This is a genomic window from Herbiconiux sp. UC225_62, from assembly GCF_042694625.1.
Classification (GTDB): Bacteria; Actinomycetota; Actinomycetes; order Actinomycetales; family Microbacteriaceae; genus Herbiconiux.
The window spans coordinates 408692-432967 of record NZ_CP170551.1 but is presented as its reverse complement, the minus strand read 5'-3'; the positions used below and the strand labels follow the sequence as shown (position 1 = coordinate 432967).

Here is a 24276-nt window from a genome sequence, read left to right as displayed (position 1 = left end):
TCGGCGGTGGCAGCGGGTCACTCCCGCTCCACCGCCGTTCCGCGAGGTCCCTGGGCATCAGCGGGGCGCGCCGGCCCGCATCCACGACTCAGTGCGCGGTGTCCGCAGCATCCGATTGGGCTGCGAGGAACGTCGAGATGGCGGATGCGACGGCCCGCGGCGCCGTGAACTGCACCACGTGCCGATGGCCGGGCACCACGGCGAGGGAGCCTCTGGGCGCGGCATCCCGCAGACGCCGGCACCAGGCCGTGCCCGCGATCGGATCGTTTCCGCCGCGCACGACCAGGAGCGGAACGGTCAGGTCGGCGACCCGCTCGTCGATCGGATACGACAGCATCGGCCCGGACTCGCGGAGGAACCAGGCCGGTCCGCAGCGGAGGTAGTCGAGGAATACGACGGCGTTGACGACCGGCGGTTCGCCCAGGATGTCGATGCCGAGAGCGACGGACTGCGCGGTGAGGGTGCGGTGCCGGTCGTCGGCGACCGGCCCGATGGCCACCACGGCGGACGCCAGATCGGCTCGTGTCGCGGCCAGTTCGACCACCCACTGAGCGCCCATGGAGTGCCCGACGAGCACAGGGCGGCGCAGACCCAGACCGTCGAGGACATCGGCGAGGGCGGCTGCCATCTCGGGCACGCTCGGTGCTTCGGGGGGTTTCGGCAGGCCGCCGAAGCCGGGGAGATCGATCGAATGCACCGGGCCGGTCCGGGCGAACTCGTCGTGCAGCCTGCTCAGATAGCGGTGCGAGGTTCCGATCCCGTGCACGAGGACGTGCGCGCGCCCATCCCGGCCAGTGGATGCGTCCGGTACGGCCCGCGCGCCTCCCTCGACCGTGGAGAGTACCCGGAACCACATCCCGGCGGACTCGATCAGGCTCGAACGCGGCTGCTGCCGGCCGGCCTCAGCCACGAGAGTCCGGGCGTGCGCCCGCGCCTCGTCGGCCGGTGGCCCGAGCGACGAGATAGAGGACCACGCCGAGCACCAGGAAGCCGCCGCCGAACGCCCAGACCAGCGGTTCCTGCTGGGTGAGCAGCAGCAGGCACGAGGCGACTCCGAGGATCGGCACGACCGTCCACACCCGGAAGTGCTTGTGCTCCACCTTGTCCTTCCGCAGCACCAGCACCGCCACGTTCGTGCTGATGAACACGAACAGCAACAGCAGCACCACCGCGGACGCGAGCGTGGTCAGGTCTCCGACGAGCGTGAGGAGCATGGCGAGCACCGTGGTCACCACGATGGCGACCCAGGGCGTGCGACGCTTCGGCAGGACCCGGCCGAGCACGGGGGGCAGGAGGCCCTGTTCCGCCATGCCGTAGGTGACGCGACTGGTCATGATCATCGTGAGCAGGGCGCCGTTCGCCACGGCGATGAGGGCGATCAGACTGAAGAGCCACTCGGGCACGGGCACTCCCGTCGCGTTCACCACGGCCAGGAGCGGGCCGGAGGACGCGCTCAATTCGCGGGAGGGCAAGGCGACGGCGGAGGCGAGTCCGACGAGCACGTACACGACGCCGGCGGTCAGGAGAGCGCCGAACAGAGCCCGGGGGTAGACGCGCGACGGGTCCTTGATCTCCTCCGCGACGTTTGCGGAGGTCTCGAAGCCCACGAAGGAGTAGTAGGCGATGATCGCGCCGCCCAGCACCGCAAGGCCCGGGGAGGTCTCGGCGGGGAACTGCGTCACGCGGGAGCCGTCGCCGCCTCCACCCCCGAGCATCAGCCCGACCGCGACGATCACGATCACGAGGCCCGACACCTCGATCACGGTCATGACGAGGTTCGTCTTGACCGACTCGCTGATGCCGCGGGCGTTGAGCGCCGCCACCAGCACGAGGAAGACCATCGCGGCGGGGATGGTCGGCACCGAGAAGAACGTCTGCAGATACTCGCCCGCGAATGCGATGGCGAGCCCGGCGGCACTCGTCACGCCGGCCGCGAGCATGCTGAACCCGACCAGGAAGGAGATCACCGGTGGCCGGAAGGCTCGTTGCGCGAAGATCGCGGCACCGCCCGCCTTCGGGTACTTGGTCACCAGTTCGGCGTAGGAGCCGGCGGTGAGCAGAGCGAGCAGCAGGGCCAGCGCCAACGGCGCCCAGAGGGCGCCGCCGACCTCGCCCGACAGCACACCCATGAGCGCGTAGATGCCGGCGCCGAGCACGTCGCCCAGGATGAACAGGAACAGCAGCGGACCGGTGATCCGTCGGGCGAGTCGGGAGGAGCCCGCGTCGGTGTTCTCGGCGGTGCTCGTGGTGGTGGTCATGCTCGTGAACCTACGTCGCATCAGAGCATTCGGCCCGAGTCGGATGGCGCCTGCTTCGGCGACCGTCCGCGGCCGTCAGGGGCACACGCACGCGCGTTGCATCCGTCGAGCACGAACGCAAGGGTCCGAGGGCATCCTCTGTCGGGGCCAGAGTGAGAGAGTGGGCGGAGGTCGCCGTTCACTCTCGACGGAGGATCTCATGCACCACCACACCCCTCCGCCGGTCACCGTCTCCGTCGTCATCCCCGTTAAGGACGATGCCCACCGCCTGGAGGTCTGCCTGGCAGCGCTCCGGCGGCAGACAGCCGCTCCGTTGGAGGTCGTCGTGGTCGACAACGCGTCGACGGATGCCACGGCCGCCGTCGCGAGGGCGGCGGGTGCCAGGGTCGTGCGTGAGGAACGTCCGGGCATCCCGGCGGCCGGAGCGGCGGGCTACGACGCGGCACTCGGCGACGTCATCGCGCGCCTGGATGCCGACAGCATCCCGCCCGCACACTGGGTCGAGGCGGTCCTGAGTCACCTGCGCGATCACCCGGACGTGCTCGCCGTCACCGGCGCCGCCGTGTTCTCGGGGGGACCGGCGCCATTGCGGAAGGTCGGTGCGGCCCTGTATCTCGGCGCGTACTACGGAGCGCTCGCGCCCGCCCTCGGTCACGTCCCGCTGTTCGGATCGAACTTCGCGATGCGGCGTGAGGCGTGGGAGCGGGTGCGGTGGAGCGTGCACCGCCACGATCCCGAACTGCACGACGACCTCGACCTCTCGTTCCACCTCGGTGCGCCGGGCAGGATCCGCTATCTGCGCGGCATCACCGTGCAGATCTCCCACCGCCCCTTCACCGATCCGGTGGCCATGGTCAGGCGATTCCGGAGGGGGTTCCGAACGGTCTTCGTGCACTGGCCGCATGAGCTGCCGTGGCGGCGATGGGACCGAATCGTGCACGCTGTCTTCCTGCGCCGGAGGATAGACACACGTGCCGAGCGGATGTCAACCCCCGGCGCCCGGGACTCGGAGTCGGGCGGATCCCCTGATACTGGGAGGGTGAGATGGCGTATCCGCCGTCGACGAGCTGCGGCGGTGTCGGCTGCCCGTGACGATCCGTACGCGGCCTATCAGGAGTGGGTGGCCGCTGGTCGTCCGGCCTTGCAACCGGCCGATTTGATGTCGAGTCAGGCGATCGCCTTGCCGGCGGCCGAGCGCGACCTCGCGGACGACGACTAGGTCAGCGGCTTCGGACCTGGTCGGTAAGCGGTCCCCGGTCCGTTACCGTCTCGAGGCCGTCGTCGTCGTCATTCCCGGCGTCGCCGCCCCGACATCCGCGAGGCCGCTTCGTCGAGGGCTGCGACGACGTCGGCGTCGGTGGCCTGGCCGAAATGCTCGTAGTGCTCGCCCACCGCACGGAACACGGTGGGAGTGCTGACGCAGACGATCTCGTCGGCATCGACGATCGTGGCGAGGGTGTCGCCGGACGCGACGGGGACGGCGAGCACGATGTGCCCCGCGCCGAGCTCGCGGGCGGCGCGGCAGGCGGCTCGCGCGGTGGCTCCGGTCGCGACGCCGTCATCGACGACGATCACGGTGCGGCCGGCGAGCGCCATCCGCCCTCGCCCGCGTCGCAGCACGACCTCCCGAGCCTCGAGCACGCGCCACTCCGCGGTCTCGACGTCGACGAGCTCCCGATCGGTGACGCCGTAGGCGCGGATCAGGTTCTGGTCGACGTATCGGATGCCGCCCTCGGCGATGGCGCCCATCGCCACCTCGGGCTGGAACGGCAGCCCGAGCTTTCGCACGAGGATCACATCGAGCGGGACGTCGAGAATCGCCGCGACTTCCGCGGCGACGGTGACTCCGCCCCTCGGCAACCCCAGCACCACGACGTCCTCCCCGCCGAAACGGTCCAGACGTGCTCCGAGCCTCCGCCCGGCGTCCCGGCGATCACGGAACGGGCTCATGACCGCCTCCCATCCGCGCCGATGCTGCCTTCCGACCATGTTCTCGCTGCGAGCGTTCGCGCGCCAGGCTCGGTGCCTGACGTCCCGCGGCTGACGGAGACCGGTCAGAGCGCCGGATCGACCGTGTCGCCGTCTTCGGGCAGGGGAGCGGGGGCCGTTCGGTCGGACGTCGCGGCGATCGTGATGACCGCGCCGATCGCCGCGAACGTGAACGCGACGACCGCGATCCACGAGGTCACTGTCTCGAGGGTGCCGTCATCCGACCCGTGGAACACCGAGGTCACGATGGCGGGCCCGCCGAAGGCGAGCGCCACGTCGAAAAGGAACAGTCCGGCGCCGACCAGGTAGGCGATACGGAGCGCGAGCACGAGATGGGCCAGACGGGCGGTCACCCCTCCACGGTAGTGCGTCGGGTCCGTTCCGGGCGAGCCTCACGGATGAGGAGCACCGCGATCCCGGCGGCGACCGCGAGCACTGCAGCACCGAGGAACACCCACGAGAATCCGGCCGTCAGTGCCTCCGGCGCCGCGACGCCGGAGCGCACCAGGTCCTCGGTGCGGGTGGCGGCGAGCGTCGAGAGCAGCGCGAGTCCGACGGCGCTACCGATCTGCTGACCGGTGTTGACCAACCCTCCGGCGAGTCCGGCATCCGCCGGCCGCACGCCGTGCACCGCGAGCTGGGTGGCGGAGACGAAGGCGCCGCCGAGGCCGATGCCGAGCAGCAGCGTCGGGCCGAGCAGGTCGGTGACGAAGACGGCGGTGGCCGGGGCCGCGGCCAGCCAGATCAGGCCTCCCGCGACCACGGCGAGGGAGCCGAGCAGCGTCATCCGGGTTCCGATGCGGCCGATCACTGCGGGCACGACGCCCGCGACGACCACCAATGCGCCGGCGAGCGGAAGCTGGCTGAGCCCCGCGGTCAGCGCGTCGTAGTGCAGCACCGCCTGCGTGTAGACGGAGAAGGCGAAGAACAGAGCCGTCATCGCGGCACCCATCAGGAGGATCGCGACGTTGCCGGCGGTCACCGACGGATTGGCGAAGATCGAGAACGACACCAGCGGAGCGGGGGAGCGGCGCTCGATGAGCACGAACGCGACGATCGACGCGACCGCTGCCAGCGCGAGACCGAGGGTGACCGGATGGGCCAGCCCGAGCTGCTCGAAGGCGGTGAGCGCGGCGACCAATGCCACGAGTCCGCCGGTGATGGTGGCCGCGCCGGGGTAGTCGAGGCGGGTTCCGGTCGACTCGGGGTCACGGGTGACCAGGCGCGGCACGAACAGCAGGACGATCACGCCGATCGGCACGTTCACGAAGAACACGGCCTGCCAGCCGAAGGCCGCCGTGAGCACTCCGCCGAGCAGGACGCCCGCCGCACTGCCGATGCCGGCGACCGCTCCCCAGATGCCGAGGGCCTTGGCGCGGTCGCGGGAGAGCGGGAAGAGCTGGGTGACGAGGGCGAGCGACGCGGGAGCGAGCAAGGCCGCCGAAGCGCCCTGCAGGGCGCGCGCGGCGAAGAGCATCTCGCCCGAGACGGCGAAACCGGCCAGAGCGGATGCGCCGACGAAGCCGGCCGTTCCGATCAGGAACAAGCGGCGATGCCCGTAGCGGTCGGCGAGCCGGCCGCCGAGCAGGAGCAGCCCGCCGAACGGCAGCACGTAGGCGGTGATCACCCAGCTGAGCGCTGCCGTGTCGAGCGCGAGTTGCGCGCCGAGCGAGGGGAGCGCGATGTTGACGATGGAGGCGTCGAGCACCACGAGGAATTGCGCCAGAGCGAGCACCCCGAGGGCGAGCCAGCGCCGCCGGCTCCGGGATGGCGCGGCCGGGTCTCCGGGGTGGGTCGCGAGAGCAGATGTTTCGGTCATGAGCTTCTTTCTGGTGAGTGTGTGACTGATCAGTCACTCTTGTGGATGAAAAAAACCGGCCGCGTCAGGCGATCACGCGGCCAGGCTGGTCGATCAGGGGTGCCGGATGCCCCGGTTCAGGATGGCCGCCCACTCCGATCCGTCGTCGTCGATGCCCGTGGTCACGATCAGGTGGCACAGCTGCCCGAAGGCGATGAACCGTTGCACGTCCTCGTCGCCCGCGCCCGAACGGGACTTCGCGAAGAGGGTGACCTTCGCCAGCCCTCGCCGGAGCGCGGCACCGATCTCGGGCACGTCGGCCGCCGACTGGGCGTGCACCTGCAGCATCAGGAGGCGCCGGTCGGCGATCAAGTGCGCGTACGCCGCGCCCATCGCGTCGAGGATGCCGGTGGGCGTCTGCTCGACGGCTGAGGCGGCGCCGTCGTCGAGCGCCTCGACGATCAGGTCGAAGCACTGTTCCAGGGCGGCGACGAAGAGCGGCTCCTTGCCCGGGAAGAGCTTGAAGACGTAGGCCGGCGAGATGGTCGCTCGCTGGGCGATCGAGGCGACCGTGGTGCCGAGGTAACCGGTGAGGGCGAACTCGCTCAGCGCGGCCGAGATGACAGTCGCGCGGCGGGCGTCGGCGGTGGAGAGGACGGAGGATCGAGCAGGCATGTGAGTGACTGTACACTCACTCCCTCGACGAAGCAAGAACGAGGCGCCCGAACGGTCCGGCGACCGCGCCGAGCTGTCAGGGCTACGTATTGAGCCGCACGGGACTACGTATTCACGATCCGGCGACGGAATTTCGGGGCAAATAGTGAGTAAAACCTACTCATGCCGTCTCGACCGGACGGCTCCCTCTCGCCCCGAGATGCCGAGACATGCTGTCGCGGCGTGAAGAGAAAGCCAGATCATGACACAGCGAAAGAACGTTGCCCAGATTCCCGGCGGACACCCGCTCCGCGGCCGTGATCGCCTCTTCAATCAGGCGCGAAAGGCACTCGAACGCGGTGAAGCGCGGCCCTTCGTGGTCGTCGGCGGCGCGCCGGGCGTCGGGCGCACCGCCTTCGTCGATGCCCTAGCCCAGTCGATCGACCCCGGCCGCACCATTCTGATCGTGCGTGGCGACCCCGATCTCGGCGCCGTGCCGCTCGGGGCGCTGGCGCCCGTGATGTCGGCCCTCCCGGTCGGCGACGACGGGAATGCCATCGTCGAGTTCCACCGAGCCGTCAATCGCCGCGAGGTGGTGCTGATCGTCGATGACGCGGAGTACCTCGATCTGACCAGCACCGGTGTGCTGGAACAGGTGGCGCGGGCCGGTGTGGCCTCGATGGTCGTGGTGCGGGCGACGAAGCCGGCACCGGACGGGCAGAGCGCGGCCACGGCGCGACTCGTCCGCCACGCGACCCTGCAGATCGAGCTTCCAGCGCTCGGCCAGGCCGACGCCTGTGCGATGGTGAAGGACCGGCTCGGCACGAGCATCGGCGCCGCCGCCGCGGACGAGATGGTGCGACTCGCCTCCGGCAGCACGCGCACGCTCTCCGAGTTGATCGAGGCCTCGGTCGGCATCTGCGATCTCGCCGACGACGCGGGTGCGTGGAACGAGCGCTGGCCCGCGGTGTCCGAGGGCTTGATCGCGTCGCTGCCGGCGAACCCGCTGCTGGCCTCAGCAGCGGTGCTCGACGTGGTGACCCTCCTGGCCGTCGTCGGGGAGCTCCCGGTGGAGCAGGCGGGCACGTCCGGCGTCTCGGAACGTGGCACCCAGCGGGCCGAAGCGGCGGGGTTCGTGGTCGCACGGGCCCGGGACGGCCGGATCTGGGTCGATCTCGCGCATCCGCTCTACGGGCCCGTGCTGCTCTCGAGCGTCTCGGAATACTCGCAGGACGGCTTCCGGATCGCGGGCATCGACATGCTCGACGGCTACCCAGAGCATCGCGTGCGACGTACCCTGTTGCAACTTAAGGTGGGACAGGCGATCGCACCGCAGCCCCTCATCGATCTCGCGCACCGCGAGTTGAGCGAACGTCGGTACAACACGGCAATCACGCTGGGCGAGCACGCCGCCCGGGCGGCCGGGGCCGATGCGGCACTCCGCGCTGCCGGCGAGTACGTCGAGGCGCAGGCGCTCTCGCAGATCGGCCGGGCGCGCGAGTCGTCGGAGCACTTCGCGGCGGCCTGGGCGGCCGTGAACAGCGTCGGCGAAGCGGCCGACCGCTCCTTCATCGCCGCACTCGCCCAGGCCGAGGGCAACCACCTCGCCTTCCGCGAGCTGCAGCCCGACGTCGCGGTCTCCCGGGTGGAATCGGTGCTGCACCGTCTCGACGAGCCTGACCGTGCCGGCTTGGAATCGGACCTCGCCAAATGGCGATTGATGTCGGGTCAAGGGATGTCGGGGCAGGGCATCCCTCTCGGCGTCGAGCAACTCGCGCTGCTGGGCCCGGTCGAGACTCCGGGAGATCTCAACCTGCTCATCATGACCGCGACGCTGCAGACCATGGGCGGCAACCTCACGCTCGCGGGCGAGGCGGTCACCCGGGGCCTCGCCGCCTGCGACCGGTTCCGTGAGGTGCTGCCGAACGCCCGCGACCTGCTCGAACTCTCCGAGGTGCTCGTGCTCTCCTTCACCAGCCGGTTCACGGATGCGCGCAGCGCCGCCCGCCGCAACCTCGCGCGGGCCGAGAAGAGCAACCCGAGCGCTCGCGGCATCTGGAGGGTCGTGCTCGCGATCATCGAGTTGCACGGCGGCTCGCCGGCACGGGCCTGGAAGCTGATCACCGAAGGGCGCCGGGATCTCGTCTGGCGCGACATCGCGGGCCTGCTCCCGACCGCCGACGCTCTCACGGCCGCCGTGGCCGCTCGCACCGGGCGGTTCGCGATCGCACGGAGCTGGCTCGACCAGCTGGCTGCGGCGGAGATCCTCGATCCGAAGGCCGAGCTCTACGCCGCGCTCGCGCGTGCCTGGGTGTCGGCGGCGTCCGGCCGGCCGGGTTTCGCCATCCGCAGCATGGGCCCGGCCCTGCACAAGGCGGTCGACGGTGGTCACCTCTACCTCGCGGCGCTCGTCGCCTACGAGGCCGTGCGGATCGAACCGGTCGTCGGAGCCACGGTGATGCTGCCGCATCTGCTCGCCGCCCGGCACGCCTTCCCGTTGGCGGAGTCGCACGCCCGAGCCGTGATCGCCCGCTACGACGTGCTGCCGGTCGCCAAGGAGCTCGCCGAGGCGGGGCTGCTCGGTCCCGCGATCGACGCCGCGCGCTGGGCGGCCGAGCACTCGAACGGCGACCTGGCGCGGGCGTCGCTCGCCCACCGGCTCGCCGATTCATGGACCGTTCGGGCCGGCGTCGCGATCTCGAACCGTCGTTCGACGCAGCCGCGGATCACGCCGCTGACCGATCGCGAGTGGCAGCTCGCCTGCGGCGCCGCGGCCCATCGCACCAGCGCAGAGCTCGCCGCGGAGTACGGCATCTCGGTGCGAACGGTCGACAACCACCTCGCTCGCATCTATCGGAAGCTCGGCGTCACGGGGCGCCGTGAACTCTCGGCGGAACTCAGCGAGCTCCAGCTCGACGGGCGATACGAGGACGACGGGGCGGATGCCGCCACCTTGGGAAACAAGTAGAAAGTACTCACGATGGGGTCGAGGAACCGTGACGGACAATTGCTCATGGCGTAAGCCAGATCATCTGCACCGTGCGGCGCGGTTCTTCAGCCCGAGGTTCACTCGTCAGCTCCTCGCCGGCAGCGCCCGCGTGATGGTCTCGGAACAGGGGTGGCCTTCGGGTGGCCGCCCCTGTTCCAATCCGAGTGGCTCCGCCGCGCCGCTTTCGAGTCGCTCCGGCGGTCCCGATCGCGGTCGCTTCCCTGGGCTACTGTGACAGGTATGACGCAACGGGTCGACACGCTCCTCATCTTCGGCGCCAGCGGAGATCTCACCGCACGCCTCCTCCTTCCCGGACTCGGGCAATTGCTGTCCGATCAGCCCGACCGCCGGCTCGACCTGATCGGCGTCGGCAGCGCCGACTGGAGCGACGAGGAATGGCGGAAGCTCGTCGCCAGCTCCTTCGGCGAGGCCAAGGCCGACGGCGCCTGCGTCGACGCCCTGCTCGCGCAGACCCGCTACGTCAAGGCCGACGTGACGGATGCCGCCGATCTCGCGAAGGTGCTCGGCATGGCGAAGGGCACCCCCGCCATCTACTTCGCCCTCCCACCCGCGGTCGCCGCGCAGGTTGTGAGGACTCTGCCTCAGGTCGACTTCCCGGCCGGACTCACCCTCGCGCTCGAAAAGCCCTTCGGCACCGACGTGCCGAGCGCCGAGGCGCTGAACGCCGAGCTCGCGAAGCTCGTTCCCGAGAACCAGATCCACCGGGTCGACCACTTCCTCGGCCGCTCGACGGTGTTCAACATCCTCGGCCTCCGCTTCGCCAACCGCATCTTCGAACCCGTCTGGAACGCCGAGCACATCGCCGAGATCGCCATCGTCTACGACGAGCAGCTGGGTCTCGAGGGTCGCGCCGGCTACTACGACAAGGCGGGCGCGCTGATCGACATGATCCAGAGCCACCTGCTGCAGGTCATGGCGGTGCTCGCGATGGAGCCTCCGTCGACTCTCGGGCAGGACGATCTGCGCGATTCCAAGGAACTGGTGCTGCGCGCCACCCGCCTCTGGGGCGACGACCCGCAGGCCTCCAGTCGTCGCGCCCGCTACACCGCGGGCACCATCGACGGGCGTGAGATGCCGAGCTACGCCGATGAGAACGGCGTCGATCCGGCTCGGAAGACCGAGACGCTCGCCGAGGTCACCCTGGAGATCTCCACCTGGCGCTGGAAGGGTGTGCCCATCACACTGCGCTCCGGCAAGGCCATCGGCCAGCGCCGGCGCGAGATCGTGGTGACGTTCAAGCCCGCGCAGCAACTCCCGGTGGGACTGACCGGAGCCAACCAGCCCACGGTGCTGCGCATCTACCTGGCGCCGGATGCGATGTCACTCGAACTCGACATCAACGGACCGGGCGACCCCTATGAGCTCGAGCGCGTCAGCCTCGACGCCACCTTCGGCGACGGTCAGCTGCTGGCCTATCGCGAGGTGCTCGCCGGCATCCTCGACGGCGACCCCACGCTCAGTGTGCGCGGGGACTCCGCGGTGGAGGGCTGGCGCATCCTCGCGCCCGTCATCGCCGCTTGGCATGCCGACGAGGTGCCGCTCGAGGAATATGCGGCCGGCACCGAAGGACCGGATGCCTGGAAGCCGGTGGGCTGAACGCCGACGTGAGCGCGTCGTCGGCGCCCGCATGACGTCGACGAAGCCGACCGGAATGGTCGACGCTTCGACGCGACCTCAGATCGCGATGGAGCGGGCCTCGGCTTGACGCTGGGCGACGACTTCGGTGACCTCGGCGTGGTGGGCCACGAGGGCGCGCAGCGCGTCGTCATCGCGCGGGTCGGGACCGTCGATCATCGGGGCGGCGCCGATGGCGACCCCGGCGGCGACGGTCGGGTAGGCCGGCACGAGGGGTGCGACCGGGGCCAGAGGCGTGACGGGCGCGACGCGGGTGGCGGCGGACGTGACGGCGTGCGCCAGCTGGCGTGGCACCGGGACGGCCTCGACGGGCGTCAGCGGCGCGATGACGCCATGGCCGTTGGATTTCATGGTGATGCCGTGCTCGGCGAGGTTCGCCACGATGTCGTGGGCGACCGACTTGGCCAGCGCGGTGTGGAAGATGTCGTCGGTGTCGGAGGCGCTCCGACGGGTGATCGCGAACGATCCGAGCGGGCCGAAGTTCTCCATCAGGGTCTGGCTGACGAGTTCGTACTGTCGCTCCTGGCTGACCGTGTTCTCCCGCGCCGCTTTCGCACGCCGTCTCCAGCCGATCATCGCAACTCCCTCCGCAACCTCGTCGTGTGAACAGTGTGCGTGCTGGAGGTTGACCGGAGCCAATCGACACGCCGGATTGCGGCATCCAATGGGCTGATTAGGGTGTAAATTCACCCAACCGCGGATCCATTCGCGGCGACCCCGGCCCGGGAAGGCACCCATGACCGTCGAAAGAACCTGGATCACCTTCGCGATCGCCGCCGTGCTCGCGCTGCTGGTCGCCATCGCGGTGACCGCGATCGTCGCCCTCGTGGTGCGTCTCATCGGCCGCAAGAAGCAGTGGCCCGGTGCCCTCGTGCGACGGGCGCGCATCCCGTTCCGCATCGTGCTGGTGGTGCTGCTGCTGTGGACCGGGGTGGCGATGACGCTCCCCGCCACCGACTGGCTACCGGTCGTCAATCAGCTGTTCCTCATCCTCTCGATCGCCGCGGGAGCATGGCTGCTGTGCGGGCTCGCGCTGTTCGCGGAGGACGTGGCGCTCGAGCGCTACCGGATCGACCGGCCCGACAACCGCATCGCCCGTCGAGCGCGCACGCAGGTGTTGATCCTGCGTCGACTCGCCATGGCCGCGGTGATCGTGCTGGCGATCGGCGCGATCCTCCTCACCTTCCCGGGGGCGCAAGCGGTGGGCGCGAGCGTGCTGGCCTCCGCCGGCATCGTGTCGATCATCGCCGGGCTCGCCGCCCAGTCGACGCTCGCCAACGTGTTCGCGGGGATGCAGATCGCCTTCAGTGACGCCATCCGCGTCGACGACGTGGTGATCGTCGAGAACGAATGGGGGCGGATCGAGGAGATCACGCTCACCTACGTCGTGGTGCACATCTGGGACGACCGGCGGATGGTGCTGCCGAGCACCTACTTCACCGCCCAGCCGTTCCAGAACTGGACCAGGCGCAACTCCGAACTCCTCGGCTCGGTGGAGTTCGACCTCGACTGGCGCGTGACGCCGGGGGAGATGCGGGCGGAGCTCGCTCGCATCCTCGCCCGCACCGAGCTCTGGGACGAGCGGGTCTCCGTGCTGCAGGTGACGGACGCCGTGGGCGGTTTCGTGCGGGTGCGCATCCTGGTCACCGCGGTCGACGCCCCCACGCTGTTCGACCTGCGCTGCTTCGTGCGGGAGGAGATGATCTCCTGGCTCTACCGGTCGAGCCCGCAGTCGATCCCGCGCACCCGCGTGCGCGTGGTCGACGAGGAACCCGACGTGTCACATCGGCCGCGGGCGGGAGAACCGGATGCCTCGGGCCTGTTCCACGGGGATCGCGACGCGGAGGGGCGGGCGAGCATGTTCACCGGGCCGATCGAGACCCGCGGCGACGACGTCCGCTGATCAGGACGCGGGACGCGTCTTGGGCTTCCGGGGAGCACGCGGGGGGCGGGACCTGCGCGGCGTTCTCCGGTAGGGGAGTGGTCTCCGCGGTCGCCGTGGAGGGCTCGTCCGACGGTTCCGCGGGCTCCTGCCGAGGGGCGTCCGACCGGGCCTCCGGGTCGTCGACGGGCCGGAGCGGCCAGGTGAAGTGCCCCGGTTCCCCGTTCTTCACCAGGTAGACCTGCGCCGCCCGCGTGCCGAACCAGAGGAACCGCACGAGCAGGAAGAGCACCCCGAGCACGACGAGGAACACGATCGCGGCCGCCACGACCGAGATGACGCCCGAGAGGATGCTGAACAGGATCGGCAGCACCCCGCCACCGCCGTGGAACATCTCAGGACTCCTCGAGCTCGCGGGCGTTCTCGTCCTGCTGCAGCACGCTGCCGATCGCGAGGGCGACCGTGATGCCCCAGCTGACCCACATCAGGATGAGGCGCCAGTCGCGTGGCCCCTTGCGCGTGGCCTGGACGGCGGAGAAGGCGCCGATCGCCGCGCTGATGATGCTGCTGTTCAGGATGTACTTGCGCACACTGTCCCCATCTCTTCGGTCGATGCCCCTACGCTACCGCTCACCGCCGCTCCGGCACCCGCCCTGATAGACTCAGGGCTGGAATTCCGGGCTGTATTCGTTCCCATCCGATCCGCGGCCCGACTCAGCCGAACGGACCCATGCCCTCCTCAGACAGCCCATCCACACCGCAGTTCGGCGAGTTCCCTTTCGTCGTCGTCTCGAACCGGCTGCCGGTCGACCGCGTCGTCGACTCCGACGGGAACTCCACCTTCCGCACCTCGCCCGGGGGACTGGTCACCGCGCTCGAGCCGGTGATGCGCGAGGCCGACGGCGCCTGGATCGGTTGGACGGGCACGGCCGACGACGAGGCCGATCCCTTCGAGAACGACGGCATCCATCTGATCCCGGTCGCGCTCTCCGGAGACGAGATCGAGCTGTACTACGAGGGCTTCTCGAACGACACGCTCTGGCCGCTCTACCACGATGTCATCGCTCCTCCGGCGTATCACCGCGAGTGGTGGGAGAGCTATGTGGTCGTGAACCAGCGCTTCGCCGACCGCGCCGCCGAGGTGACGGCCGAGGGCGGCACAGTGTGGGTGCAGGACTACCAGTTGCAGCTGGTTCCGCGGATGCTCCGCGAGCAGCGTCCCGACCTCACGATCGGCTTCTTCAATCACATTCCGTTCCCGGCATATGGCATCTACTCGCAGCTGCCGTGGCGCACCCAGATCATCGAGGGTCTGCTCGGCGCCGACGTCATCGGCTTCCAGCGCACGGCCGACGCGGGCAATTTCTCCCGCGCCGTGCGGCGACTGCTGGGCTATCAGTCGAAGGGCACCGTCATCGACGTGCCGGTCGAGGCCGAGTCGGAGGTCGCGAGCGCGAAGCACCGCATCTCGACCATCCGCGACGACAAGCTGGTGCGCACGGTGGTGGCCAAGGCCTTCCCGATCTCGATCGACGCCGCCAGCTACGAGGAGCTCGCTCACCGGCCCGACATCCAGGCACGCGCGGTCGAGATCCGCAACGGGCTCGGCAATCCCGACGTTGTGATGCTCGGCGTCGACCGGCTCGACTACACCAAGGGCATCGGTCACCGGCTGAAGGCCTTCGGCGAGCTGCTGGCCGACGGCGACCTCGACGTCGAGGAGGTCACCCTCGTGCAGGTCGCGAGTCCCAGTCGGGAGCGCGTGCGCACCTACCAGAAGCTGCGCGACGAGATCGAGTTGACGGTCGGCCGCATCAACGGCGACTACTCCACCATCAGCCACACGGCGATCAGCTACCTGCACCACGGCTACCCGCGGGAGGAGATGGTGGCGTTGTATCTCGCCGCCGACGTCATGCTCGTCACCGCGCTCCGCGACGGCATGAACCTCGTGGCGAAGGAGTACGTGGCCACGCGCTTCGACAACGACGGCGTGCTGGTGCTCAGCGAGTTCGCCGGGGCATCCGACGAGCTGCGCACCGCCCTGCGCGTGAACCCGCACGACATCGAGGGCTTGAAGGAAGCCATCCTGCAGGCCAAGCAGATGCCCAAGAGCGAGCGGGCGAGACGGATGCGTGCCATGCGCAAACGGGTGCAGGAGAACGACGTCGCGCGCTGGTCGTCGTCGTTCCTGGCCGCGCTCGCCACGCCCTCGCACGACCTGGCGCTGCCGAAGGCCAACACGCGGCAGGGCCAGCGGGTCGTTCGCGACGACCGAGCGGCCCGGGCCGAGGCGCGCGCCGAGGCGCGAGCGACGGAGGAGGCCCGATGAGCATCACGTCGCCGAATCCGACCGGCCCGATCCGGCACTCGCACTCGCGCTCGAATGAGCACGATCAGGCCGCTCCGGATACCTCGACCGACTCCGGGCTGCTCGAGTCCACCAGCGGTCCGGTCGAGCGCGAACTGCTCGACGGGCTGCACCGCCTGGCTTCGGCCGAGCGACTGCTGGTGGCGATCGACTTCGACGGAACACTCGCGCCCGAGGTCGACGAACCGAGCCGGGCACGGGCCCTGCCCGAGGCGCGAGAAGCCCTCCTGCGCCTCATCGCGCTGCCCGCGACGCGGGTCGCCCTGGTGTCGGGTCGGGCGATGGAGAGCCTCGAACAGGTGAGCAACCTGCCCGACGAGGTGCTCCTCGTCGGGTCGCACGGCGTGGAGATCCGCCTCGACGGTCCGACCCAGCTCACCCTCGACACGGTCGAACTCGAACAGGTGGATGCCCTCAGCGAGGTTCTCGAGGGCGTCGCCGACTCGATCGACAACGTCTGGATCGAGTCGAAGCCGGCCGGATTCGCCCTGCACACCCGGCTGGCGACCGAGGCCGACAGCCGTCTCGCGCACATGGTGGCGCTCGACGAGGCGCACTCCGAGGTGGAGGGACTGACCGTGCGCGAGGGGAAGAACGTGCTGGAGTTCTCGGTGCGCAACACCACCAAGGGTGAGGCCCTGCTGCACCTGAAGGAGTACGTGCACGCGACCTCGGTGTTCTACGCGGGCGACGACGTCACCGACGAGGACGGTTTCGCGGTGCTCGGCCCGAACGACTTCGGGTTGAAGAGCGGGCCGGGGCGCACGATCGCGGAACACCGCGTCGACGGGCCGCGGGAGGTCGCATCCGTCCTCGCGCTGCTGGCTGATTTCCGCGGCGGCGACTCCTCCACAGCCTCGCTCTGAGCGTGTGCCGTCCACAGCCTGGGCCCGCGTGCCGGAGCACCCCTCCGCCGGTTCTAAACTCGTAACATGCCGGAAATAGACATCAAGCCACGGAGCCGCACCGTCACCGACGGAATCGAAGCCCTCACCTCGCGCGGAATGCTCCGCGGCGTCGGAATGGGCGACGGAGACTGGGAGAAGCCCCAGATCGGCATCGCGAGCTCGTGGAACGAGATCACGCCGTGCAACCTGTCGCTCGAGCGGCTCGCCCGCGCCTCCAAGGAGGGTGTGCACGCCGGCGGCGGCTACCCGTTGCAGTTCGGCACCATCTCGGTCTCCGACGGCATCTCCATGGGTCACGAGGGCATGCACTTCTCCCTGGTGTCGCGCGAGGTGATCGCCGACTCCGTCGAGACCGTCATGATGGCCGAGCGCCTCGACGGATCGGTGCTGCTCGCCGGCTGCGACAAGTCGCTCCCCGGCATGCTGATGGCGGCGGCGCGCCTCGATCTCGCGTCGGTGTTCCTCTACGCCGGGTCGATCGCTCCCGGCTGGGTCAAGCTCTCCGACGGCACGGAGAAGGACATCACGATCATCGACTCCTTCGAGGCCGTCGGCGCCGTGCGGGCCGGACGGATGTCGATGGAAGACGCGCACCGCATCGAGTGCGCCTTCGCGCCGGGTGAGGGCAGCTGCGGCGGCATGTACACGGCGAACACCATGGCCAGTGCGGCCGAGGCGATGGGCATGAGCCTGCCCGGCTCGGCCTCGCCGGCGGCGGCCGATCGTCGTCGCGACTACTTCGCGCACCGCTCGGGTGAGGCCGTGGTGAACATGCTGCGCCTCGGCCTGACGGCCCGCGACATCATCACGAAGAAGTCGCTCGAGAACGCGATCGCCGTGGGCATGGCCTTCGGTGGGTCGACCAACCTCGTGCTGCACCTGCTCGCGATCGCGGCCGAGGCCGAGGTCGAGCTCACGCTGGCCGACTTCAACAAGATCGGCGACAAGGTGCCGCACATCGGCGACCTCAAGCCCTTCGGTCGTTTCGTCATGAACGACGTCGACCGTCACGGCGGCGTGCCGGCCGTCATGAAGGCTCTGCTCGACGAGGGGCTCCTGCACGGCGACGCGATGACCGTCACCGGCAAGACCATCGAGGAGAACCTCGCCGAGATGGACATCGCGCCCCTCGACGGCGATGTGCTGCGGCCGCTGTCGAACCCCATCCACAAGTCGGGCGGGCTCACCGTGCTCACGGGAACCATGGCTCCCGAGGGCGCCGTGGTGAAGTCGGCCGGTTTCGACGCCGACGTGTTCGAGGGCCCGGCGCGGGTCTTCGAGCGTGAGCGGGCGGCGATGGATGCGCTCACCGAGGGTCGCATCAACGCCGGCGACGTCGTGGTCATCCGCTACGAGGGTCCGAAGGGTGGTCCGGGAATGCGCGAGATGCTCGCCATCACCGCGGCCATCAAGGGCGCAGGCCTCGGAAAGGATGTACTACTATTGACCGACGGCAGGTTCTCAGGCGGCACAACCGGACTGTGTATCGGCCACATAGCACCCGAAGCGGTGGACGCAGGTCCCATCGCCTTCGTGCGCGATGGTGATCTAATACGGGTCGATATCGCAGCTCGCTCGCTCGACCTACTTGTCGAACCCGCTGAGCTAGCAGCTCGCCGAGATGGCTGGGCTCCACTTCCTCCGCGCTATACCCGTGGCGTTCTCGCGAAGTACTCCAAGCTCGTGCACTCCGCCGCGGAGGGCGCGATCACCGGGTAGTTCGCGCATCCCTCACCCGCGCTCGAATTTAGGACGATACATGACCACGGATGCCTTCCCCGTGCCGACCAAGAAGACCCCGACTCCACCCAGCACCGAGCCCGAGATGCTCACCGGTTCCGGTGCCGTCTTGCGCTCGCTCAAGAACCTCGGCGTCACCGACGTCTTCGGCCTGCCGGGTGGCGCCATCATCCCGTTCTATGACGAGTTGATGACGCAGGACGACATCCGCCACATCCTCGTGCGACACGAGCAGGGCGCCGGCCACGCGGCCGAGGGCTACGCGGCCGCCACCGGCAAGGTGGGTGTGGCCATCGCCACGAGTGGACCGGGAGCCACCAACCTCGTCACCGCGATCGCCGACGCCTACATGGACTCGGTGCCCCTGCTGGCCATCACGGGTCAGGTGTTCTCCCACCTGATGGGAACGGATGCCTTCCAGGAGGCCGACATCGTGGGCATCACGATGCCGATCACGAAGCACTCCTTCCTGGTCAAGACCGCCGAGGAGGTTCCGGCCACCATCGCGGCTGCGTACCAGATCGCGTCCACCGGCCGCCCCGGTCCCGTTCTCGTCGACATCACGAAAGACGCCCAGCAGAACCTCGCGCCCTTCATCTGGCCGCCCAAGATCGACCTGCCCGGCTACCGGCCCATCACCAAGGCGCACGGCAAGCAGATCCAGGCCGCGGCCCAGCTGCTGCTCGAGTCGAAGAAGCCGGTGTTCTACGTGGGCGGCGGCGTCATCCGCGCCGAGGCCACCGCCGAGCTGGCCCAGTTGGCGGAGGCCACCGGCGTGCCGGTCGTCACCACGCTGATGGCGCGCGGCGCCTTCCCCGACTCGCACCCGCAGCACCTCGGCATGCCCGGCATGCACGGCACGGTGCCCGCGGTGCTCGCCCTGCAGGAGAGCGACCTGCTCATCTCGCTCGGCGCCCGCTTCGACGACCGGGTCACCGGCAAGGCGAGCGAGTTCGCGCCCAACGCCAAGGTGGTGCACGTCGATGTCGATCCCGCCGAGATCTCCAAGATCCGGGTCGCCGACGTGCCGATCGTGGGAGACGCGAAAGACGTCATCGCCGATCTCATCCGGGCCTACGCCGATGCGGCGGGCTCCAAGAAGCTCGACCTCGACGAGTGGTGGAACTACCTCCACGGTCTGCAGAAGGAGTTCCCGCTCGGCTACTCCGAGCCCACCGACGGACTCCTCGCTCCGCAATACGTGATCAAGCGCATCGGCGAGCTCACCGGCCCTGAGGCGATCTACGCGGCGGGGGTCGGGCAGCACCAGATGTGGTCGGCGCAGTTCATCAAGTACGAGCGCCCGCACGCCTGGCTGAACTCCGGCGGCGCCGGCACCATGGGGTACGCGGTTCCGGCCGCCATGGGCGCCAAGGTGGCCGAGCCCGAGCGCACGGTGTGGGCGATCGACGGCGACGGATGCTTCCAGATGACCAATCAGGAGCTCGCCACCTGCACGATCAACAACATCCCGATCAAGGTCGCGATCATCAACAACTCCTCGCTCGGCATGGTGCGCCAGTGGCAGACGCTGTTCTACGACGGCCGGCACTCGTTCACCGACCTGAACACCGGTCACGCGACGCAGATGGTCCCCGACTTCGTGAAGATGGCTGACGCCTACGGTGCTCTGGGCATCCGGGTCACGAAGCTCGAGGAAGTCGACGCGGCCATCAAGCTGGCGCTCGAGACCAACGATCGCCCGGTCGTCATCGACTTCATCGTGTCGGCCGACGCGATGGTGTGGCCGATGGTGCCGCAGGGTGTCAGCAACAGTTTCGTGCAGTACGCCAAAGACCACGCCCCCGAGTGGGAAGAGGAGTAGACCATGAGCACTCACGTTCTGAGCCTCCTCGTCGAGGACAAACCGGGTCTGCTGACCCGCGTCGCGGGCCTGTTCGCCCGTCGTGGTTTCAACATCGAGTCGCTCGCCGTGGGCCATTCGGAGATCGACGGCCTGTCGCGGATCACCGTGGTGGTCGACGTCGAAGACCTCCCGCTCGAGCAGGTGACGAAGCAGCTCAACAAGCTGATCAACGTCATCAAGATCGTGGAGCTCGACCCCGCGCAGGCGGTGCAGCGCGAGCACCTTCTCATCAAGGTGCGCGTCGACAACACGACGCGCTCCCAGGTGCTCGAGGCCGTGACCCTCTTCCGGGCCCGTGTCGTCGACGTGTCGAGCGACGCGTTCGTGATCGAGGTCACCGGCGACTCCGGCAAGACCCAGGCGTTCCTGCGCGTGCTCGAGCCGTACGGCATCAAGGAGCTCGCCCAGTCGGGCCTGCTCGCCATCGGTCGCGGCGGCAAGAGCATCACCGAGCGCGTCTTCAAGAACTGACCACAAGCCCCACTAACAAGGAGAAAACACACGTGACCGAGATCTTCTATGACCAGGACGCCGACCTGTCCCTGATCCAGTCCAAGAAGGTGGCCGTCATCGGCTACGGCTCGCAGGGCCACGCCCACGCGCTGAACCTTCGCGACTCCGGCGTCGAGGTCGTCGTCGCGCTCAAGGAAGGGTCGAAGTCGACCGCCAAGGCCCAGGAAGCGGGCTTCACCGTCCTCTCCGTCGCCGAGGCCACCGCTTGGGCCGACGTGATCGTCATCCTCGCGCCCGACCAGCACCAGCGCGGCATCTACGCCGCCGACATCCAGCCGAACCTGACCGACGGCAAGACGCTGGTCTTCGGCCACGGCTTCAACATCCGCTTCGGTTACATCCAGGCGCCCGAGGGCGTCGACGTGATCATGGTCGCCCCCAAGGGCCCGGGTCACACCGTGCGCCGCGAGTACGAGGCCGGCCGTGGCGTCCCCGTCATCGTCGCCGTCGAGAAAGACGCGACCGGCTCGGCCTGGGACCTCGCCTGGAGCTACGCCAAGGGCATCGGCGGCCTCCGTGCCGGCGGCATCAAGACCACCTTCACCGAAGAGACCGAGACCGACTTGTTCGGCGAGCAGGCCGTGCTCTGCGGCGGTGTCTCGCAGCTGGTGCAGTACGGTTTCGAGACCCTCACCGAGGCCGGTTACCAGCCGCAGATCGCCTACTTCGAGGTGCTGCACGAGCTGAAGCTCATCGTCGACCTGATGTGGGAGGGCGGCATCGCCAAGCAGCGCTGGTCGGTCTCCGACACCGCTGAGTACGGCGACTACGTCTCGGGCCCGCGCGTCATCGACCCGCACGTGAAGGAGAACATGCAGGCCGTTCTCGCCGACATCCAGTCCGGCGCGTTCGCGAAGCGCTTCATCGACGACCAGGACGCCGGAGCTCCCGAGTTCCTCGCTCTCCGCGAGAAGGGTGCCGCGCACCCCATCGAGGCCACCGGCAAGGAGCTGCGTGCCCTCTTCGCCTGGAAGCAGCAGGACGCCGACTACACCGACGGGTCTGCCGCGCGCTGACCTCTCCGCATCACGAAGGGCCCCGGAACTCGCGTTCCGGGGCCCTTCGGCGTTTCAGGCAAGCGCGCTACTGCAGTGCGTGTACCGCGAGGTGCGGCGAGCGGGCCGGATGCGTCGGGTTGCGGATGCCCACGAACGACACCACCGCTCCCACCAGCAGGAAGACGGCCGCGAAGGTGACCACGTGCGCGAAGCCCGCTTCCCCGAGCGAGCCTCCGGAGAGGATGCCGACCAACGCGATGCTGATGAGACCGGCCACCCGCGCGACCGCGTTGTTCACGGCCGATCCGATGCCGGCACGGGCGGGGTCGATCGAGCCGAGGATGCCGCTCGTCAGGGGCGCCACGGTGATCGAGAGCCCGAGGCCCACGAGCAGTACGCCGGGGAACACCTGCACCCAGTAGTCGACGTCGGCGCGGGCGGTGCCGGTCACGAAGAAGCCGAGACCGGCGACCAGCGGGCCGACGGTCATGAAGAACCGGGGGCCGAAACGGCCGGCGAGGCGGCCGAACAACGGGGACAGCGCGAGAACGACGAGCGTCGAGGGGAGGGTCGCGAGCCCGGACGCGGTGGCGCTGAATCCGCCCGTCTGCTGAATGAAGACCGTGATGGCGAAGAACCCGAGCGAGATCGCACCGTAGATGAACAGGGTCGCCACGTTGCCGAAGCCGAAGTTCCGAACGCGGAAAAGTCCGAGGGGGAGCATCGGGTTCTCGTGCCGACCTTCCCACCAGATGAAGGCGGCGAGAGACGCGAGTCCGATGAGCAACGGCACAAGGAGTACCGGGCTGCTCCACGGGTAGCGTTCCTGCTCGATCAGCGCGAACACCGGGCCCCCGAGACCGACGGCGCCGAGGGTGGCGCCGACGACGTCGACCTTCGGGCGGTGCGCCGGTGCCGAGGCCGCGGAGGCACCCAGCCGAGTCATGAGCCACAACGTGGCGAGGATCGGGACGACATTGATCGCGAAGATCAGCCGCCACGACACGGTGTCGACGAGCAGGCCGCCGAGCAGCGGGCCGGCGAGCCCGGCCGCGCCGGTGAACGCGGTCCAGGTGCCGATCGCCTTGCCCTGCGCGGCGCCGGAGAAGGTCGAGATGATGATGGCGAGCGAGCTCGGCACGAGTAGCGCCCCCGCGCCGCCCTGCAGCAGGCGGGCGACGACGAGGAACTCGGCCGTGGGCGCGACGGCGCAGAGCAGGGAGGTGACACCGAAACCGACGAGGCCGATCCGGAGGATCCGCATCCGGCCGAAGGCGTCCGACAGCGATCCGGCGAGCAGGATCAGGGAGCCGAGGGTGATCAGGTACGCGTCGACCACCCATTGCTGCACCGCCAGCCCGCCCCCCGAGTTCGGCGGTCATCGCGGGCAGCGCGACGTTCACCACCGAGCTGTCGAGGAAGGCGACGAACGAGGCGAGGATCGCGATCGCGAGCACCAGCCGTTGATGGCCTGTCGAGGCCGGCCTGTCGGTCGTCCGGGGGGTCGTCATGATCATCCTCTCGTCGCGGTGTCCTGCTGTCGGCAACTACGACCGCAGCCGTGGGCCGGCTGTGACAGCGGGTTCCCACGTCAGACCGTCACACCATCACTCCGTACCCGGTCACAGATGGACAATGGGGCAACCGCATCCCGACCGTCAGGAGAAGGTATGAAGACCGACATCGACGCCGTCCGGCACGTGCTCACCGACACCCTCGACGTGGCGTACCGGGAGTCCGGGCCGCCCGACGGGACGCCGGTGCTCCTGCTGCACGGGTTCCCGTACGACGTGGAGAGCTACCGCGAGGTCGCGCCGAAGCTCGTCGACCAGGGCTGCCGCGTGATCGTGCCCTACCTGCGCGGGCACGGCCCGACACGGTTCCGCGACCCGCAGACCCTGCGGTCGGGTCAGCAGGCGGCCCTCGGGGTGGACGTGATCGAGCTCCTCGATGCGCTCGGCCTGCCCCGCGCCGTGCTGGCCGGCTACGACTGGGGTGGCCGGGCAGCGTGCGTCGCCGCCGCCCTGTGGCCCGACCGCGTGACGGGACTCGTCTCGGTGAACAGCTATCTCATCCAAGACATCGGCGCGGCCATGACACCGCTCCCGCCCGCTCTCGAGGCCGGTTTCTGGTATTTCTTCTACTTCCTCACCGAACGCGGCCGGGCGGGCCTCCTCGAGAACCGGCGCGAGATCGCCGAGGTCATCTGGCGCCGCAATTCACCGGAGTGGCCCTTCGACGATGCGACCCTGGATCGCACCGCGCGGTCGTTCGACAATCCCGACTACGTCGACGTCGTCATCCACTCCTACCGTCACCGCTTGGGGGCCGCGGCCGGCGCACCGGAGTACGAGGCACTCGAGCGCAGGCTCGCGACCCTGCCGCCGATCAGCGTGCCCACGGTCACCCTCGATGGTCTGGCCGACGGCAACTTCCCGGCGACCGACGGAACCCCGAGTGCGTCGCACTTCACCGGCCCCCGCCTCCACAACCGGGTGCCGCATGCGGGCCACAACCTGCCGCAGGAGGCGCCGTCGGCGTTCGCCGACGCGGTGCGCGACGTCATCGCGCTGGCGGCCGGCTGAGAGGACAACGGTCGACCAGGATGTCGCCGGGGGCCTGAACTCTCGGGGGTGGTGTCGGGAACCGCAAT

The 24276-nt window shown here is 69.3% G+C and carries 21 protein-coding genes; 11 read left to right on the top strand and 10 right to left on the bottom strand.

Going from position 1 to position 24276, the window contains the following annotated elements; genetic code table 11:
• Nucleotides 1–88: 88 nt before the first annotated feature.
• The gene (locus tag ACFJGU_RS02140) at nucleotides 89–910 is read right to left on the bottom strand and encodes an alpha/beta fold hydrolase (protein ID WP_382307233.1); all 822 of its coding nucleotides are present in this window, start codon (nucleotides 908–910) and stop codon (nucleotides 89–91) included.
• A complete protein-coding gene (locus ACFJGU_RS02135; protein ID WP_382307231.1) occupies nucleotides 903–2258 on the bottom strand; it encodes an APC family permease in 1356 nt (451 codons plus the stop codon). Before ACFJGU_RS02135 ends, ACFJGU_RS02140 begins: the two co-directional genes overlap by 8 nt.
• A gap of 199 nt (nucleotides 2259–2457) precedes the next feature.
• On the opposite strand from ACFJGU_RS02135, the gene ACFJGU_RS02130 reads away from it, so the two are divergent.
• Nucleotides 2458–3477, top strand: a complete 1020-nt coding sequence (locus tag ACFJGU_RS02130; RefSeq protein ID WP_382307230.1) for a glycosyltransferase — start codon at nucleotides 2458–2460, stop codon at nucleotides 3475–3477.
• Nucleotides 3478–3545: 68 nt separating this feature from the next.
• On the opposite strand, the gene ACFJGU_RS02125 is transcribed toward ACFJGU_RS02130, so the two are convergent.
• The 4 genes from ACFJGU_RS02125 to ACFJGU_RS02110 all read right to left on the bottom strand — a co-directional run bounded on the left by ACFJGU_RS02125 (nucleotide 3546) and on the right by ACFJGU_RS02110 (nucleotide 6720).
• Nucleotides 3546–4208 (bottom strand): phosphoribosyltransferase, encoded by a 663-nt coding sequence (locus ACFJGU_RS02125; RefSeq protein WP_382307228.1) that lies wholly within the window; start codon nucleotides 4206–4208, stop codon nucleotides 3546–3548.
• Nucleotides 4209–4312: 104 nt separating this feature from the next.
• Nucleotides 4313–4600 (bottom strand): hypothetical protein, encoded by a 288-nt coding sequence (locus ACFJGU_RS02120; RefSeq protein WP_382307226.1) that lies wholly within the window; start codon nucleotides 4598–4600, stop codon nucleotides 4313–4315.
• Nucleotides 4597–6066: an MFS transporter gene (locus ACFJGU_RS02115; protein WP_382307224.1), complete on the bottom strand. Its 1470-nt coding sequence runs from the start codon at nucleotides 6064–6066 to the stop codon at nucleotides 4597–4599. Before ACFJGU_RS02115 ends, ACFJGU_RS02120 begins: the two co-directional genes overlap by 4 nt.
• A gap of 93 nt (nucleotides 6067–6159) precedes the next feature.
• Nucleotides 6160–6720, bottom strand: coding sequence for a TetR/AcrR family transcriptional regulator (locus tag ACFJGU_RS02110; protein ID WP_382307222.1), 561 nt, complete (start codon nucleotides 6718–6720; stop codon nucleotides 6160–6162).
• A 241-nt stretch (nucleotides 6721–6961) separates the two neighbouring features.
• Here ACFJGU_RS02110 and ACFJGU_RS02105 point away from each other — a divergent pair, with 241 nt between their 5' ends.
• Nucleotides 6962–9667 (top strand): LuxR C-terminal-related transcriptional regulator, encoded by a 2706-nt coding sequence (locus ACFJGU_RS02105; protein WP_382307221.1) that lies wholly within the window; start codon nucleotides 6962–6964, stop codon nucleotides 9665–9667.
• A gap of 261 nt (nucleotides 9668–9928) precedes the next feature.
• Nucleotides 9929–11305 carry a glucose-6-phosphate dehydrogenase gene (locus ACFJGU_RS02100; protein WP_382307219.1) on the top strand — a complete coding sequence of 459 codons (1377 nt, stop codon included), beginning with the start codon at nucleotides 9929–9931 and terminating at the stop codon, nucleotides 11303–11305.
• A 78-nt stretch (nucleotides 11306–11383) separates the two neighbouring features.
• Here the strand turns inward: ACFJGU_RS02100 and ACFJGU_RS02095 are convergent, their stop codons facing one another.
• Nucleotides 11384–11920 carry a hypothetical protein gene (locus ACFJGU_RS02095; RefSeq protein WP_382307217.1) on the bottom strand — a complete coding sequence of 179 codons (537 nt, stop codon included), beginning with the start codon at nucleotides 11918–11920 and terminating at the stop codon, nucleotides 11384–11386.
• Between the two features lie 160 nt (nucleotides 11921–12080).
• Between ACFJGU_RS02095 and ACFJGU_RS02090 the strand changes: the two genes are divergently transcribed.
• Nucleotides 12081–13247, top strand: coding sequence for a mechanosensitive ion channel family protein (locus ACFJGU_RS02090; protein WP_382307216.1), 1167 nt, complete (start codon nucleotides 12081–12083; stop codon nucleotides 13245–13247).
• On the opposite strand, the gene ACFJGU_RS02085 is transcribed toward ACFJGU_RS02090, so the two are convergent.
• Both ACFJGU_RS02085 and ACFJGU_RS02080 read right to left on the bottom strand, forming a co-directional pair.
• Entirely contained in the window at nucleotides 13207–13620 is a 414-nt protein-coding gene (locus ACFJGU_RS02085) for a hypothetical protein (RefSeq protein ID WP_382307214.1), read from the bottom strand. The genes ACFJGU_RS02090 and ACFJGU_RS02085 overlap by 41 nt on opposite strands.
• 1 nt (nucleotide 13621) lies before the next feature.
• Nucleotides 13622–13816: a hypothetical protein gene (locus ACFJGU_RS02080; RefSeq protein ID WP_382307212.1), complete on the bottom strand. Its 195-nt coding sequence runs from the start codon at nucleotides 13814–13816 to the stop codon at nucleotides 13622–13624.
• A 140-nt stretch (nucleotides 13817–13956) separates the two neighbouring features.
• Between ACFJGU_RS02080 and ACFJGU_RS02075 the strand changes: the two genes are divergently transcribed.
• The 6 genes from ACFJGU_RS02075 to ilvC all read left to right on the top strand — a co-directional run bounded on the left by ACFJGU_RS02075 (nucleotide 13957) and on the right by ilvC (nucleotide 21641).
• Nucleotides 13957–15558 carry a trehalose-6-phosphate synthase gene (locus ACFJGU_RS02075; protein ID WP_382307210.1) on the top strand — a complete coding sequence of 534 codons (1602 nt, stop codon included), beginning with the start codon at nucleotides 13957–13959 and terminating at the stop codon, nucleotides 15556–15558.
• On the top strand, nucleotides 15555–16463 hold the full coding sequence (gene otsB / locus ACFJGU_RS02070) for a trehalose-phosphatase (protein WP_382307208.1): 909 nt from the start codon (nucleotides 15555–15557) through the stop codon (nucleotides 16461–16463). The genes ACFJGU_RS02075 and otsB overlap by 4 nt, the downstream gene beginning before the upstream one ends.
• 66 nt (nucleotides 16464–16529) lie before the next feature.
• Complete coding sequence (gene ilvD, locus ACFJGU_RS02065) at nucleotides 16530–18224, top strand: dihydroxy-acid dehydratase (RefSeq protein ID WP_382307206.1); 1695 nt, start codon at nucleotides 16530–16532, stop codon at nucleotides 18222–18224.
• 40 nt (nucleotides 18225–18264) lie between these two features.
• A complete protein-coding gene (locus tag ACFJGU_RS02060) occupies nucleotides 18265–20070 on the top strand; it encodes an acetolactate synthase large subunit (RefSeq protein ID WP_382307204.1) in 1806 nt (601 codons plus the stop codon).
• A 3-nt stretch (nucleotides 20071–20073) separates the two neighbouring features.
• Nucleotides 20074–20583 carry an acetolactate synthase small subunit gene (gene ilvN / locus ACFJGU_RS02055; protein WP_382307202.1) on the top strand — a complete coding sequence of 170 codons (510 nt, stop codon included), beginning with the start codon at nucleotides 20074–20076 and terminating at the stop codon, nucleotides 20581–20583.
• A 32-nt stretch (nucleotides 20584–20615) separates the two neighbouring features.
• Entirely contained in the window at nucleotides 20616–21641 is a 1026-nt protein-coding gene (gene ilvC, locus ACFJGU_RS02050) for a ketol-acid reductoisomerase (protein WP_382307200.1), read from the top strand.
• Between the two features lie 67 nt (nucleotides 21642–21708).
• Here ilvC and ACFJGU_RS02045 read toward each other — a convergent pair whose 3' ends face one another.
• Nucleotides 21709–22962: an MFS transporter gene (locus tag ACFJGU_RS02045; protein WP_382307198.1), complete on the bottom strand. Its 1254-nt coding sequence runs from the start codon at nucleotides 22960–22962 to the stop codon at nucleotides 21709–21711.
• Between the two features lie 331 nt (nucleotides 22963–23293).
• Between ACFJGU_RS02045 and ACFJGU_RS02040 the strand changes: the two genes are divergently transcribed.
• Nucleotides 23294–24208: an alpha/beta fold hydrolase gene (locus tag ACFJGU_RS02040; protein WP_382307196.1), complete on the top strand. Its 915-nt coding sequence runs from the start codon at nucleotides 23294–23296 to the stop codon at nucleotides 24206–24208.
• The last annotated feature ends 68 nt before the right edge of the window (nucleotides 24209–24276 follow it).

Excerpts from the sequence above, each read along its gene's own strand:
- ACFJGU_RS02130 (WP_382307230.1), top strand. The coding sequence starts at position 2,458 with ATGCACCACCACACCCCTCCGCCGGTCACCGTCTCCGTCGTCATCCCC.
- ACFJGU_RS02040 (WP_382307196.1), top strand. The coding sequence starts at position 23,294 with ATGAAGACCGACATCGACGCCGTCCGGCACGTGCTCACCGACACCCTC.
- ilvN (WP_382307202.1), top strand. The coding sequence starts at position 20,074 with ATGAGCACTCACGTTCTGAGCCTCCTCGTCGAGGACAAACCGGGTCTG.
- ACFJGU_RS02115 (WP_382307224.1), bottom strand. The coding sequence starts at position 6,066 with ATGACCGAAACATCTGCTCTCGCGACCCACCCCGGAGACCCGGCCGCG.
- ACFJGU_RS02135 (WP_382307231.1), bottom strand. The coding sequence starts at position 2,258 with ATGACCACCACCACGAGCACCGCCGAGAACACCGACGCGGGCTCCTCC.
- ACFJGU_RS02105 (WP_382307221.1), top strand. The coding sequence starts at position 6,962 with ATGACACAGCGAAAGAACGTTGCCCAGATTCCCGGCGGACACCCGCTC.
- ACFJGU_RS02110 (WP_382307222.1), bottom strand. The coding sequence starts at position 6,720 with ATGCCTGCTCGATCCTCCGTCCTCTCCACCGCCGACGCCCGCCGCGCG.
- ACFJGU_RS02095 (WP_382307217.1), bottom strand. The coding sequence starts at position 11,920 with ATGATCGGCTGGAGACGGCGTGCGAAAGCGGCGCGGGAGAACACGGTC.
- ACFJGU_RS02125 (WP_382307228.1), bottom strand. The coding sequence starts at position 4,208 with ATGAGCCCGTTCCGTGATCGCCGGGACGCCGGGCGGAGGCTCGGAGCA.
- ACFJGU_RS02100 (WP_382307219.1), top strand. The coding sequence starts at position 9,929 with ATGACGCAACGGGTCGACACGCTCCTCATCTTCGGCGCCAGCGGAGAT.
- ilvD (WP_382307206.1), top strand. The coding sequence starts at position 16,530 with ATGCCGGAAATAGACATCAAGCCACGGAGCCGCACCGTCACCGACGGA.
- ACFJGU_RS02060 (WP_382307204.1), top strand. The coding sequence starts at position 18,265 with ATGACCACGGATGCCTTCCCCGTGCCGACCAAGAAGACCCCGACTCCA.
- ACFJGU_RS02090 (WP_382307216.1), top strand. The coding sequence starts at position 12,081 with ATGACCGTCGAAAGAACCTGGATCACCTTCGCGATCGCCGCCGTGCTC.
- otsB (WP_382307208.1), top strand. The coding sequence starts at position 15,555 with ATGAGCATCACGTCGCCGAATCCGACCGGCCCGATCCGGCACTCGCAC.
- ACFJGU_RS02075 (WP_382307210.1), top strand. The coding sequence starts at position 13,957 with ATGCCCTCCTCAGACAGCCCATCCACACCGCAGTTCGGCGAGTTCCCT.
- ACFJGU_RS02085 (WP_382307214.1), bottom strand. The coding sequence starts at position 13,620 with ATGTTCCACGGCGGTGGCGGGGTGCTGCCGATCCTGTTCAGCATCCTC.